4 protein-coding genes are annotated in these 15,046 nt (G+C 65.0%); all 4 read left to right on the top strand.

From position 1 onward, the window contains the following. Positions 1-176 precede the first annotated feature (176 nt). The 4 genes from ACIQ17_RS05095 to ACIQ17_RS05080 all read left to right on the top strand — a co-directional run bounded on the left by ACIQ17_RS05095 (position 177) and on the right by ACIQ17_RS05080 (position 14,999). Positions 177-851 (top strand): STN domain-containing protein, encoded by a 675-nt coding sequence (locus ACIQ17_RS05095; protein WP_398466060.1) that lies wholly within the window; start codon positions 177-179, stop codon positions 849-851. Continuing rightward, a complete protein-coding gene (locus ACIQ17_RS05090) occupies positions 848-1,393 on the top strand; it encodes an RNA polymerase sigma factor (protein ID WP_398466058.1) in 546 nt (181 codons plus the stop codon). The genes ACIQ17_RS05095 and ACIQ17_RS05090 overlap by 4 nt, the downstream gene beginning before the upstream one ends. A gap of 9 nt (positions 1,394-1,402) precedes the next feature. Then, positions 1,403-2,392: a FecR family protein gene (locus ACIQ17_RS05085; RefSeq protein ID WP_398466056.1), complete on the top strand. Its 990-nt coding sequence runs from the start codon at positions 1,403-1,405 to the stop codon at positions 2,390-2,392. 232 nt (positions 2,393-2,624) lie between these two features. Further along, positions 2,625-14,999, top strand: coding sequence for a filamentous haemagglutinin family protein (locus tag ACIQ17_RS05080; RefSeq protein WP_398466054.1), 12,375 nt, complete (start codon positions 2,625-2,627; stop codon positions 14,997-14,999). Positions 15,000-15,046 lie beyond the last annotated feature (47 nt).

The following is a 15,046-nucleotide window of genomic DNA, read 5'->3' as shown; positions in this document are numbered from 1 at the left end:
TGATCCTGTCCACTCCAGTGCTCGATTATCATCGTGCTGTTGCCAGGAGAGCAACGGCGGCGTTAGGCCAGGCGCCGTGCCCGCTTCTCGGATCGCGCTGACATCTAACTGTTACAATCGTCCCATAGGTACGTGGCTCCAGCTGTAACCTCGCAGAACCTCAAGGTGAAAGTCTGATGCCCGCGCCTTGTGTTGCGCGTCAGGGCGTTGTCATTCGCCTTGCTGCGGTCCTTGCAGTCCTGTTGCTGAGCAGTCCGGTGTCGGCGTTGAGTGGTGTTCGGAGTTACGACATTCAGGCGCAGCCGCTTGTTGCCGCGCTTGCCGAATTCGCGGACCAGGCCGGAATGGCTGCTCTCGTCGATGCCGAGGTGGCGCGCGACAGGATATCGTCCACAGTCAAGGGGAGGCTCGTGCCGCAGGATGCTCTGCGCATCCTTCTGGCTGGTACCGGTCTCTCGTTCCGTCGCGTCAACGACACCGCCTTCGCCGTCGGTCCGAATACCTCGGAGCCGATGCCTGATCGGCTGTCGGAGGGACAGCGCAACGGCGCATATAACGCTTATTTTGTGCGCATTCAGGATCAGGCCGAACGCTCGCTCTGCAACGATCCTCGCATCCATGCCGGCATGGAGAGGGGGGTGGTGCAGGTGTGGGTTGGACCGGCTGGTGCGGTCGATGCGGTCCATGTGGTCACAAGGCTGGACGACGAGCGTCGCGTTGCGCTGGCGGAGCGGATCATGCGGACCCGCGTCGCGCCGCCGCCCGCGGGACTGCCGCAACCGGTCACGATGATCCTGCGTGGCAACGCGGCCGGGGGGCATTGCGCGAACGGACCTGCGGGGGCGCCATGACGGACAACGCGACCGTCCGCATGCGGGCCATTTTCGAAGACAAGTATCAGCGCTTTCGCGAGCGCCTGCGCCGCCGGCTCGGTTCCGACGCATTGGCGATCGAGGTGCTGCACGAGACCTGGCTCCGGCTCGAGCGCATCGGCGATGCCAGCGCGATCCAGAAGCCGGAATCCTATCTGTTCCGGATGGCGCTCAACGAGGCCGCCGACCGCAAGGAAGCAGACAATCGCAAACTGTCCGCAGCCGAGATCGATGCCCTGCGCCACATGATGGACCATACGCTCGATCCCGAGCGGATCGCGGATGCGCGCCGGGAGATGGACGCCCTTGCGGCGGCGCTGAACGAATTGACGCCGCGACGCAAGGCGATCTTCCTGCTCGCCCGGATCGACGAGATGAAACATGCCGATATCGCGGCGCGCTTTGGCATCTCTCCGCGCATGGTCGAGAAGGAGCTTGTGCAGGCCTTGCAGCACTGTGCGCAGCGGCTTGGAAGAAAAGTTGTTCGCCGGTTCGGTCCCGGCGTCTCAAAAGAGTCATAGGGGAGGATGGTGGCTGAGAAAGATACCCCGATGACGGATGCAGGCGGGACGCAGACGCTGGACGGCGAGGCGCAGGCATGGCTGATGCGCCTGACGTCCGGCGACGCGACGGCTGCGGACGCGCAGGCGCTGAAGGCCTGGTGCGGTCGCAGTCCCGCGCATGCCAGGGCATTTGCGGAAGCGAATTTGCTGTGGGACCGACTTGAAAAGGTCGCCCGGTTGCCGGCCGTCGCGCCGGGGGCGGGCCGCGTGGCGTCCCATCGCGGCCTGCCATCGCGACGCTGGTTCCTTGGCGGCGCCATTGCCGCCTCGGTCGCCGGCGCCGGCTATCTGGTGGCCCGCCCGCCGATGGATCTGTGGCCGTCGCCACAGGAATTCGCGGCGGATTATCGGACCCGCACAGCCGAGCGGCGCGAGATCGCGATGGGGGACGGCGTTACGGTCGAGTTGAATACCCGCAGCAGCCTGAATGTCAGCCCCAAGACGACCGAGCGACAGATCGAGCTGATCGCGGGAGAAGCCGCCATATCGGTGTCGCCGCGACAGATCGGAGCGCTCACGGTGCGGGCCGCGGGTGGCCTCGTTCATGCCACCGACGCGCAGTTCAATCTGCGATGCGATGCCGGTCGATCGGTGGTGACCTGCCATCGGGGAACACTTGCGGTCGATTATGCCGGACGAACCGTCGATCTCGGTGCCGGCCGACAGCTGGCTTATGCCGATGGTGTGGTTGGCGCGCCGGTCCCGGTCGATCCGGCCGTCGTGATGGCCTGGCGCGACGGGCAGCTGGTGTTCCGGCAGATGCCGCTTGCCGAGGTGGTGGACGAGGTCAACCGCTATCGCAATGGACGCATCGTCCTGATGAATGAGGCGCTCGGCCGACGTCCGGTCGATGCGCGTATCCCGATCGATCGCGTCGACGACCTGATTGCGCTGGTGCGGGAAGCCTATGGCGCCAAGGTCACGTCACTGCCCGGCGCGATCGTCGTGCTTTCCTGAGCCGGATCTTTCGTACGAAATATTTGTGACACGGTTCAGTCCCGGCCCGCCTCCGACCGTCTTACGGGCAATCACGAGAAGAGACGGAAAGCAGGGGCGCGTGTGTCATCCGCAAGTGATGGTCCGGCAATAGGAATTGCCGGCCGCAATTGCGGATGTTCGATGTGTTCTGCCTCGGTCCCTTCGCTGGAATGGTCTCGGTGCGTTCTGTCGCACCGTTCGAGGGGCAGTCATGGCGTCGAACTTCAACAAGCTTCAGGTGTTTTCGCGTTCCGGCGCTTTGCTGACCACGGTCAGCACGGTGGCCCTCCTGATGTCGTCGCCGATGCTTCATGCCCGTGCACTGAATGGCGGCGGCGGAGGCGGTGCTGTTTCGGCGCCCGACATCGCATCCAATGCCGCGGCGCAGGCTGCGCAGCGGGCGATCGCCGCGGGGCGGCAGACGCAGGATTCAATCGCCCGCGCAGCGCGCGCCATGCAGGACATTCAGGGCGTGCAGGCCGCCGCCCGCGCGGCTGCGGCCGCGGCGCAAACGTCCGTCACCGCGCCGATCGCGGTTCCCAATGGTCTTGGTCTCGGTGGCCTGCTGCCAAACAAGCCGGCGGGCTGGAGCGGCGCCAACGACCCATCGCAGAGCGTCGATGGTTCCGGCCAGACCCAGGTCAATATCCGTCAGCTCACGCAGCAGGCGATCCTGAACTGGCAGTCGTTCAATGTCGGCGCACGCACCACGCTGACGTTCGATCAGGGCGGCAATGCAGGCTGGGTCGCGCTCAACCGCGTCACCAATGCCACAGCGCCGAGCCAGATCCTCGGCAACATCAAGGCCGACGGCCATGTCTATGTGATCAATCAGAGCGGCATCATTTTTGGCGGCAACAGCCAGGTCAATGTCGGCTCGCTGATCGCGTCGACCGCCGATATCACCGATGCGCAGTTCATGGCCAATGGCATCTACAGCACGCAGAGCGGCGGCACCTTCACGCCGAGCTTCAGGGCGGCGGGCGGCAAGGTCGTGGTGGAGGCGGGCGCCAGCATCGCCACGCGCGCGCCGACTGATCCAAGGGTTGGTGGCGGCTATGTGCTGATGATCGGCTCGCAGGTGGAGAATGCCGGCGAGATCATGACGCCGAAGGGGCAGACCATCCTCGCCGCCGGCGACGACTTCATCCTGCGCCGCGGGCTCGGCACTGATGCCAACACCAGCTCGACCACGCGCGGCCACGAGATCCTGCCGGTCATCGCAGCCAACAGTGCAAACGGCGCGGTGCGCAACAGCGGCTTCATTCAGGCAACGCAGGGCGATATCACGCTGGCGGGCCGCACGCTGATGCAGGATGGCGTGCTGATCGCCAGCACGGCGGTCCATACCCGCGGCACCATCCATCTGCTCAACAGTGCGTCGGACAGCAAAGGAAGCGTCACGCTTGGCGCCGACAGTTTCACGGCGATTCTCCCAGAACTGGATAGCAAGGAGACCGCGCTCGACAGCCAGCGCCAGGCGCTGGTCGATGCCTCGGTCGAGGCCAACAAGAAGCGCCTCATCGATATCGCCGGCTTTGACAACCTGTCTGCGCTGGCGGACCGGCAGGATCAGTCGCGCATCGAAATCGTCAGCGGCGGTACCGTCACCTTCAAGGGTGGGTCGACCAGCGTCGCGCAAGGTGGCCAGATCGCTGTTTCATCCACCAGGCAGATCGTCGCCGAGGATGGTGCGCTGCTGGATGTTTCCGGCCTGCGCAATGTCGCGCTGATGATGGAAGACAACAACATCAAGGTCAACCTGCAGGGCAACGAACTGCGCGACAGCCCGCAGAACCGCGATTCCGATGCGTTGAAAAACAACGACGTCTGGATCGACCTGCGCGCGTTGACTCTGCTGCCGGGCAAGGACGGCGTCTATGTCGGCGATCGTTACTATACCAATGGCCTGCTCGAAGTCGGCGGCCATCTCGCCAATACCAAGCATGGGATCGGTGAATGGGCAGCTGTCGGCGGCACCATCACGCTCAGCGCGCCCGAAGTGATCGCACAACGTGGCGCCACGTTCGATATCTCCGGCGGCTCTATCGATTATGCCGCGGGCTGGATTTACTCCACCAATCTAATCGGCAGCGATGGCCGTCGCTACTCCGTGGACAATGCACCGGCCGATCTCCGTTTCCGCGGCTTTGCCGGCGGATTCGTCCGCACGCACAATATCCAGGGCGAAGAGTCCGAAAATCTCACCGAAGTCTGGACCACACTCTTTGATCGCGGCCGCACATCCAAACGCTGGGAAGAGGGATATACGGTCGGCCGCGATGCTGGCCGCCTGATCCTGTCGGCACCGACGGCCTCGTTCCAGGCCAGCATCGTCGCCGACACCGTCACCGGTGAGCGTCAGACGACGAAGCGCAGCGCGGCGACGACGGACGGCTACAAGCTCACGCAGACCACAGCGGCGCAGAACGGCACGCTGGCGCTCGGGCGTTATGATGCCAATGGCCGTCTCGATCTCTACAATTCCGATGTGCGCATCACCGATGCGGCGGAGGGAGGCGGGGCAAACACCGTCTGGTTCGATGCAAAACATCTGAGCGCACAGAATCTCGGCGGGCTCGATCTCGGCACGCGTGGCAAGATCACCGTGGATGCGGATGTGACCTTCGCGCAGGGCGCGGATATTCGCCTGATCGCGCCGGTCATTGAGATCGATGCCGCCATCACTGCGCAGAGCGGTTCGTTCACGGCAACGAATGCGTTCAAGGCATCGACAACGGGGTCGAACGAGCAATATCTCGCGCAGGGCGGCCGTTCCGAAGTGAAACTGGCATCCGGCGCCGTCATCGATCTGCGCGGCGTGTGGGTCAATCAGGTGGCCGACAAGGATGCCCAGGGTGAAGCCTTCATCGATGGCGGCACCGTGTCGCTGGTATCGAGCGGCGATGTCAAAGTCGAACGCGGCAGCGCGATCGATGTGTCGTCTGGTGGCGTGCTGTCGCGCAGCGGCAAGTTGACCGGCGGCAAGGGCGGCAATGTTGCTCTGAAGGCCGCGGCAGATGTGACGTCGAACACGGGCCGCCTGACACTCGATGGCAATATCCGCGCCTATGGCGTTGCCGGCGGCGGCAAGCTCGACATCGCGACCGGCGGCAAGATCGTGATCGGTGCCGTTGCCGAGGCAGGCGCGCTGCGGCTCGATCCCGCGCTGTTCCGGACAGGCTTTGCCAATTACGCCGTCGATGGCCGCCAGGGCGTCACGGTCGCATCGAACACGCGGCTCGATGTTATGATGCCGGTGCTGGCCTTTGGCGGCGAGGTGCTGTCGCAGCCGCTCTATCTGGAGAATCCGCGCACGGCCACGCTGACGCAGCGCAAGGGCGCGAGCCTTGAGCTGCGGGCCAGCCCGGTATTGTCGGGCACGGAGACCGTCGTGCAGGGGGCCGGCATCACCGTCGAAAAGGGCGCGGTGATCACCGTCGATCCCGGCCAGAAGATCGATATCGCAGCCCTCGGCCAGATCACCGTCGAAGGCCGGCTGAATGCCTTCGGCGGCGAGATTGCGATCGATCACCTCCGTTATGGGCTCTACGATCCGAAGGTGCAGAGCCGCTCGATCTGGATCGGCGACAATGCGGTACTCGATGTCGCCGGCCGCGCGGTCACGGCCATCGATGTGCATGGGCGCGCATATGGTATCGTCCGCAATGGCGGCACGATCGCGATCGGCGGCAGCGTCGATTTCGAGAATACCACGCCGACCGCAATGCCGGATTCCTTCGTCGTCATCCGCGCCGGCGCGGTGCTGGATGCGTCGGGCACGCAGGCGATCATCGATCTTCCCGGCGGTGGCCTGAACAAGTCGTCATTGCCGCTGAATGTCGCCAGCAATGGCGGCACGATCAGTTTGCAGTCCTCTCTCGGCATGGTGCTCGACGGCACCATGCGCGCTGCGGCCGGCGGCGAGGGCGCAGCGGGCGGAACGCTGAAGCTGGGGCTCAACGGCGCCAAGTACAACAGCAAGCTATCGCTCGATGCGGCGGTGCTGACGCCCCGCGAAATTGCCATCGTGATGACGCAAGGTGGCCACACGATTTCCGACGATATGCGGCCCGGAGACGCCGGTTTGGCGTATGGACAAGCGCGTCTCGGCGTCGATCAGATCAAAGCCGGCGGCTTCGGAAATCTCACGCTGCTGTCCAATGGCATCACCACACTCGCGGACGGCGTCAATCTAAAGCTCGCGCAGAGCCTGCAGATCTATGGCCAGATCGGCCTGGCCGCAGGCGGCTCGACCAGTGCGCGCGTGACGCTGGAAGCGCCCCATGTCCTGTTCGGGCAGGCGCCGCTGTCGGCGGGCCCGAGCGAAAACGCGGTCTTGCCGGGTCTGGAGTCGGTCGTTTCGAACGAGCCGTCAACCCAGCCATCACGCGCTTATGACGGCGCGTATCTCGGTGTCACCGCCGATCACATCGATGTGCGCTACGCCAGTTTCGCCGGCCTGCAGGGCAAGCTGCGCGTGCTAGTGGAACAGTTCTACAATCGCGGCGGCTTCCGGGCGGTGGCGCTGACCAGCAGCGGCGATATCCGCATGCTCGAAGAGCCGACATTGAGCGGCAGCGATATTCGCTCGCGCCTGTCCGCCCCCGGCGACCTGACCATCACGGCGGCGCAGCTCTATCCGGGCACCGGCGTTCCCGCGATCATCGAAACCGCGGGCACGTTGACCATTGCGCGCACGCCCGGCACCGATCCGGCCGTGCCTTATTCGGTGTTCGGCTCGCTGCGATTGCAGGGCGGCGTCGTCAATCAGGGCGGCGTGGTGCGCGCACCGCTCGGCCTGATTTCGATCGGCCGCGATATCAGCATCAGCAATAATGTTGTCATCGTTACTCCTTCGCAGACCAACCTTCTTGCCGGGAGCATCACCTCGGTGAGCGCCGCCGGTCTCGTACTGCCCTATGGCGGCACCATCGATGGGCTCAGCTACAAATTCAACGGCACCGACATCACGCCCTTCGAAGCGCTCGGCACCGACTATAACGGCGATGCCGCGCGCGGCGTTTCACTGCGCGGCGTTGCCGTCGCTGTCGATCGCGGTGCTGTCATCGACCTCACGGGCGGCGGCAAGGTTGTCGGCGCGGGCTTCTTCAGCGGCCGCGGCGGTTCGGTAGACATTCTCACCACGCCGCTGGCCAATGCGAACCCGGCCTTCGACTATAGCAGCGCCAGCAACAAGGTCTATGCCATCATGCCGGGCTTCACCGGCACGGGACCGGTGGCGGACAAGAGCGCTGCGGGAACGCCGGTGATCGGCCAGCAGGTGACGGTGCCTGCGGGCGTGCCGGGCCTGCCGGCCGGCACCTATACGCTGTTGCCGTCCAATTACGCGCTGTTGCCCGGCGCATTCCGCGTCGAGATCGGACAAAACGTCACCGCCGCACGTGCGCCTGTTGGCACCGAGATCGGCACCTATGTCGCGACCGGTCATCTCAGCATCGCCCATACCGGCATCCATTCGTCGTTGCTGAACCATCTCCTGATCACGCCCGGCGACAAGGTGCGCACGCATTCCGCCTATAACGAGATGGACTACAATTCCTTCGTCCTGGCCGATGCCGTCCGGCGCGGCTTTGCGCGCGGCATGATCACCTCCGACGCCAAGATGCTGGAGCTGTTTCTGTCGCAGGGCGCCGGCCTGGCGGGCAAGCCGGCGCTGGCGTTCGATGGCACAGCGCTGTTCGCACCGGAAGCCGGAAGCCAGGGCTTTGCCGGCACATTGACGGTCCGCGGTGTCAATAATGCCGACATCGAAATCCTTGCCGCGGGCCAGACGCCGGTGAAGACCGGGAAGGCTGTCGCTGTCTATGCCGATCAGCTCAACGCCTTCGGTGCGGCGCGCATGACCATCGGCGCCGGCGCGACGCTGGGCAGCCAAGGCTACGGCAAGAGCATCGTGAATTTCGGAAACAACGCTGCCAACAGCGTGACGGTTCGGTCGGGCGCGGTCCTGTCAGCCGCCGAAGTCTTCCTGATCGCGAGCCAACGTGCGGACAGTCCCGGAACCGGAAACATCACCATCGAGCAGGGGGCCACGATCAACACGCTGGGTCGTGGTCCGGTGCCGTTCGATTCCAGCAATGGTTTTGTTTACATTCCGGCCAAAGAGGCTGTGTTCGTGGTCTCGAACGGCTGGGTCAATCTGCTGGCGCCGGACGCGGTATCGACGTCGATGGGCGGGCCGGTTGCCATCGATGTGGGCGGCTGCGTTGCCGACTCCATTTGCCGTGGCGAGACGGCTCTCTATTCGGAAGGTACCATCGGCGCGGCGACCACTGCCGCCTTCACGCTGCGCGACAGCCTGCGCTATGGCACACGCAACCTCGTGCTCGGCATTTCCGCGGTCAATCTCGGCAGTGCAGAGGCGCTTGCTGCAGCAGGCGCGGCCGGCCAGTTGCCGCCGGGCATGGCGCTGAACCAGACGGTGCTCGCCAATCTCCTGCGCGGCAATACCAGCATCGGCGCACCCAAGCTCGAGACGCTGGTGCTGAACGCCCGCGAGTCCGTCAATATCTACGGTTCGGTCGATCTCAACACGCTCAATCCCGAGACCGGCAAGTCGTCGCTCGATCGTCTCGTCATCGGCGCGCCAGCGATTTATGGCTATGGCGCGGCGGGCGACAAAGCCAGCATCACCACCGGCGAATTCATCTGGTCCGGTGCGATCGCTGCAACGAATGGCGCAATCGCCGTGCCTGGCGGCGCGGTCACGCAGCTTCCGGGCGCGCCGGTGCTCAGCCGGCTCGGCGACGGTACGCTCGATATCGTCGCCGATCGCATTCTGCTCGGCTATGCGCCGAATACGCGGCCGAACCCAGCGATCTCGGCGGATCGCCTCGCGCTCGGCTTCAGCAATGTCAATCTCACGGCGTCCGAGCGCGTGTCGTCCAGCGGCAAGGGCTCGCTCAACGTCTATCACAAGCAGGGCGGCTATCAGGCGGAGACCGGATTCATCCTGAGCGGCGGAGATCTCACCATTCGTACCGCAATGATGACCGGCGAGGCCGGATCGGCCAGCACGATCAAGGCCGGCGGTCATGTGCTGATCACGGGCAATGGCGGTAGCGTTTCTGCCACCAGTGATATACTCGGCGCCGAACTGAAGATTTCCGGCCAGCGCATCACGCTCGATACGGCGGTCGTGCTGCCGTCGGGCCGTCTCACGCTGGACGCGGTCAATGATCTCGTGCTGACGAATGGCGCACGCATCGACATGGCCGGTCGCGAGATCACCATGTTCGATGTGAAGAAGTATAGCTGGGGCGGCGATGTGGTCCTCAGCAGCGCCGATGGCAATATCGCCATGGGGGCGGGGGCCAGTATCGATCTGTCAGCGCGCTACAACCGCGCCGGCACGCTACAGGTGACGGCGCTCGACGATGCGGCGGGTTATGTCGATCTCGCCGGCTCGATCCGCGGCAGTGCGACAGGCGTGCATGATGCCGGCGGCACCTATGTGCCCTATGAGGCTGCGGAGATTTCCGTGCGTGCGCAGACGCTGGCGGATTTCGCCGGGCTCAATGCACGCCTCAATGCCGGCGAGGTGTTCGGCGCCCGCCGCTTCCAGATCAAGCAGGGCAGCCTCACCATCGGCGACGAGGTGAAGGCGCGCCAGGTCGAGATCGCCGTCGATGGCGGCAGCCTCACCGTCAATAGCCGCATCAATGCATCCGGCTTCTCGGTCGGCTACATCCGTCTCGCGGCGATGGGCGATCTCATCATCAACGGCACGCTTGACGCCCATGGCACCGGCTTGCGCGTGGATAGCTATGGCAAGATCATCGACAGTCCGAACCGCGCGGTCATCGACCTGACCACGCAGAATGGCCGGCTGACGCTGGCCGCGGGCGCGCGGATCGATCTGCGCCACGGCACCGAATCCGCCGACCATGACGGACGCGCCCGTGGCACGCTCACGCTCAACGCGCCGCGCCTCGGCGCCAATGATGTCGCTGTCGATGTGCTTGGCAATCCGACGATTGCCGGTGCCAAGAGCATCGCTGTCAATGCATTCCGCTCCTATGACGACGCGCCGCTTGCGGCTGTGCCGGATGTCAATGGCGGCAAGCCGCAACTGATCACGCAGGCCTATCTCGACGCGATCGATGCGCAGAGCCGGACCTTCATCAATGCCGCGCTCGGCAATGGTGCGCTGAGCGCGCGTCTTTCCGGGCTCGGCAGCTATCATTTGCGCCCGGGTGTCGAGATCGTCGGCAAGGTCAGCGCCGACAATCCGAATGGCGATCTCACCCTGGTCGGCGATATCGACCTGTCGAACCATCGCTATGGTCCGCAGTCGAACACGATCGACGCCAATCTGCGCGGCTTCGGCGAGCCGGGCGCGCTGGTGTTCCGCGCCGCCGGCAATCTCAATATCCATGGCAGCATCAATGACGGCTTCGCGCCGCCGCCGTCTTCGCCGGACGATGACAAGGGCTGGCAGCTGATCGAGGCCCGCGACGCCCAGGGCAACAACATGACGCCGTTCGGCGGCGACATCGTGGTGCCCATCGACGGCGTCCGGCTGGAATCCGGTACGACCTTCCCGGTGGGGGCGGTGCTGAACTACAGCATTCCGGTCCGTGCCGTGACATTGCCGGTCGGCACCGTCGTGCCGGCGCAAGTCACGCTGACGGGAACGCTTGCTCTGCCGGCCGGCACCGTGCTGGCCGCGGAGGTGATCACGGCCACTGGCACCGTCTATGCCGCGGGCACGGTGTTGCCGACCGCCATCACGCTCGCCGCCGGCAGCAAGCTCGGTGCGGGCTTCGCGCTGCGCAGCGAGGTCGGCGTCGCTGCTTTCACCTGGCCCAAGGGCGTCAAGATTCCCGTGCTGTTGATCACCAGTGCGCGGGTCACCCTGGCGCAGGGATCGCTGATCCCCGCGATGACCAAGGTCGAACTGCTCAATGACCAGGCGGTCAATCTGCGGCCGAACGGTTCGGGCCGCAACTGGGCGCTGGCGCCGATGCTGGGCGAAGGCTCGACCTCATGGGACCTGACGCTCACGGCCGGTGCCGATCTCGGTTCGGCGGATGTGCGTGCGCGCAATGTGAAAGGCAAGGGCGACGTCGTTCTGGCCGACACCCATCAGGGCATCAACAGCACGTTCAAATCGACGACGACGACGCAATGGGTTGGAGACCCCAGAACGATCACGCTCGAAGGCGCGATCAATATTCTCGGAGATGAATCACTAGCTGGCTTGCCTGCCGAAGGCGTGTGGGGCTATTCGGAGGAAGCAATCTGCGCCTTGGATCCGATCGTTTGCGAGGGTAACGGTCAGTACGAATCCGTTATCGTCAACACGACCGCGTACGGCTACGGGACGCCCGGCTACAGCGTGATCCGCACCGGTACCGGCGATCTCGCCGTGGTCGCCGGCCGCGACGTCCGCATGATGTCGATGTTCGGCGTCTACACCGCCGGCACAAACAGCCTGCTGCCCGGCGGCGCAGCCGCCAATGCGCCCTACAATCTGAAACGCGCACCTGACGGCAGCTATGTGCTCGGCCCCGTGCAGGCCGAAGGCAAATATGATGCGGCGCTCGCCGCCTATCGCGCCTGGTATCCCGACCAGGGCGGCAATGTGCTGATCGATGCCGGCCGCGACGTGATCGGCGACAGTTGGGGCGATGGCTCCTGGAGCGGCACGCCCATCGATCCCTCGTCAGGGACATCCACCAATGCGGCTGCAGGGTCATCCAGCGCGGCTGTGAGCAACTGGCTGTGGCGGCAGGGCAGCGGCGGCACCATCGGTGTCGGCGATGTCGCCACCAGCTGGTGGATCAATTTCGGCACCTATGCGACGAATATGGAGAGCGCTGAAAAGAGCCCGCGCCTGATCGGCTTCACCGGCATCGGCGCGCTCGGCGGCGGCGACGTCACGGTGCGTGCCGGACGCGATGCCGGCGTGATCGACGTCCGCGGCGATGCCGCTTACAACAGCACCGGAAGTCGCGCCGAGCGCAGCCAGGGGCTCAATCTGGCCATCGGCTCCACCGGCCGCGTGGTGAACGGCGAACTCGTTCTCACCGGCGGCGGTGATCTCACTTTGCGCACCGGCGGCATGCTTAATCCGAACCTCGTGGCGACCGCTGCTCTGCCGCGCGGGGGCCTGCAGGCCGGCCAGGCCCAGAGGCTCGATCTCAACGGCACGCTCACCAATCTGCGCGGCGCCTTGAATGTCGATACATCGCGGATCGGCGGCATCGCGACCACGCAGTCGAGCTATGCTGCGGGGCAAAGCCAGAGCGGCGGCGGCATCCTGCCCGTCGACCCCTTTGTCGCCACCGGCGGCAGCCTCCTGGGCGGCATGGTGCTGATGCTGGGCGACAGCGTGGCCGCGATCGACACCCGCGGCAATCTCATCCTCGGCGGCGCCGGCGATCCCGGCCGTGTCCATGCGTTCGACACGGCGTCGTTCAGCCATAACGGCACGACCTATGATCGTGGCGGTAGCAGCTGGTTCTCGCTCTGGACCGACCGCACGGCCGTCAACCTGTTCTCGGCCGGTGGCGACCTGGTGCCGACGCTGATCTCGAGTACGACCAGCTACAGCGCCAATGTCGGCATCGAACCGGTCGGCGGTGGTGTGAACTACATGATGATGCCGTCGATCCTCCGTGCCGTCGCGGCGAGTGGCACGATCAATTTCGGCTATGGCACGGTTTCGCCCAATGTGCTGATGCTGGCGCCGTCGCCGAACGGCCAGCTCGAAATGCTGGCCGGCAAGAGCATCTTTGGCGCCGGCTATGGGATCGCCATGTCCGGGGCGGATACCGAATTGCCGAACCCGTTCCATGCCGCGTTCCTCGCCAGAGTTGGCGGCACATTGAATCCCATCGCCCACAATCTGTCCGGCGACGCGGCGTCTATGACCACCAGCAATGGAAGCAAGCCGCCACTATTTGCCTTCGGGCCGAACACGCCGCTGGCGAGCGGATTGCACACCGGAAACGGCGAGCCGGCCCGCATCTATGCGGGCGACGATATCGTCAACCTGACCTTCGGCAGCGTGCGCAAGCCGGGCTTGCCGTTCTACAGCCTGCCGCGCACCGTCGATACCTGGTACGAGGCAGCGGCCCCGGTCTGGATGCGCGCCGGCCGCGACATCCTGGCGCCGAACGTCCTCGCCATGCACAACAACGTCACGGATTTCTCGCTGATCGAGGCCGGGCATGACGTGATCTATGCCAATGCACAGGTGGCAGGGCCGGGCACGCTGGTGATCTCCGCGGGGCGCAACATCCGTCAGGACGACAAGGCCTCGGTGACCAGCCTCGGCAGTGTCATCCCCGGCGACAAGAGACCGGGCGCGAGCATCCTGATGCAGGCGGGGATCGGCGAGGGAGCGCCGGATTACGCCAAACTCGCGTCGCTCTATCTCGATCCGGCCAATCTCGCCGTGAAGGACACACCGCTGGCGGATCAGCCCGGCAAGGTCGCCAAGACCTATGAGCAGGAACTCGCAGTGTGGCTGAAGGATCGTTACGGCTTTAACGGCACCGATGACGAGAACCGCGCTTACTTCGCCTCGCTGGCACAGGAGCAGCAGGCGATCTTCCTGCGGCAGGTGTATTTTGCCGAGTTGAAGGAAGCCGGGCGCGAATACAACGATGCCGATGGTCCGCGAAAGGGATCCTATCTACGCGGCAGTAACGTGATCGCAGCGTTGCTGCCCGAGAAGGATGCCAACGGCAACGCGATCGCCCGCAGCGGCGACATCGTGATGTTCGGTGGCTCCGGCGTGCGCACCGTGTCCGGCGGCGACATCGAGTTGCTGGCGCCCGGCGGGCAAACGATCATCGGCGTCGAAGGGCAGCTGGTGCCGGCCAGCGCCGGCGTCGTGACCCAGGGCGCCGGCAATATCAGCATGTACGCAAAGGGCAGTATCCCGCTCGGCCTGTCGCGCGTGATGACCACCTATGGCGGTCACATTCTGGGGTGGACTGCCACCGGCGATATCAATGCCGGCCGCGGCGCGAAGACGACGGTGATCTACACGCCCCCGAAGCGCACCACGGACCAGTTCGGCAATGTCGAATTGTCGCCCGTCGTGCCGTCCTCCGGCGCCGGCATCGCGACGCTGAATCCCATTCCGCAAGTGCCGGCCGGCGATATCGACCTGATCGCGCCGTTTGGTACCATCGACGCCGGCGAAGCGGGCATCCGCGTATCGGGCAATGTCAATCTCGCCGCGTTGCAGGTGCTGAATGCCGCGAATATCCAGGTGCAGGGCACGGCGACGGGTATCCCGACGGTGCAGGCGCCGAGCATCAGCGCGGCATTGTCGAGCTCCAATGCCACGGCGGCGACGCAGCAGACGGCCGTGCCGACGCAGACTGCCAATGCGCAACCGTCGGTGATCATCGTCGAAGTGCTCGGCTATGGCGGCGGCGGCGGGGATGACGAGAACAAGCGTGAGCAGCTGCGCACCGAACCCCGCGACGAACGCCGCACGCAGAATCCGAACAGCCCGGTTCAGGTCCTCGGTGCCGGCACGCTCGAACAGGCGGCGATGGACCAGCTGACAGCGGAGGAGCGACGCCGGCTCGTGCGCTGATCTGCTGGCGGGATGCTAGACGTCGCGCTTCGGCCAGGATTGGCTTG

Source organism: Tardiphaga sp. (assembly GCF_044340795.1).
Taxonomy (GTDB): domain Bacteria; phylum Pseudomonadota; class Alphaproteobacteria; order Rhizobiales; family Xanthobacteraceae; genus Tardiphaga.
Note: the sequence above shows the minus strand (reverse complement) of the source record. Positions and strands in the feature narration are given on the sequence as shown.

Excerpts from the sequence above, each read along its gene's own strand:
- ACIQ17_RS05090 (WP_398466058.1), top strand. The coding sequence starts at position 848 with ATGACGGACAACGCGACCGTCCGCATGCGGGCCATTTTCGAAGACAAG.
- ACIQ17_RS05095 (WP_398466060.1), top strand. The coding sequence starts at position 177 with ATGCCCGCGCCTTGTGTTGCGCGTCAGGGCGTTGTCATTCGCCTTGCT.
- ACIQ17_RS05080 (WP_398466054.1), top strand. The coding sequence starts at position 2,625 with ATGGCGTCGAACTTCAACAAGCTTCAGGTGTTTTCGCGTTCCGGCGCT.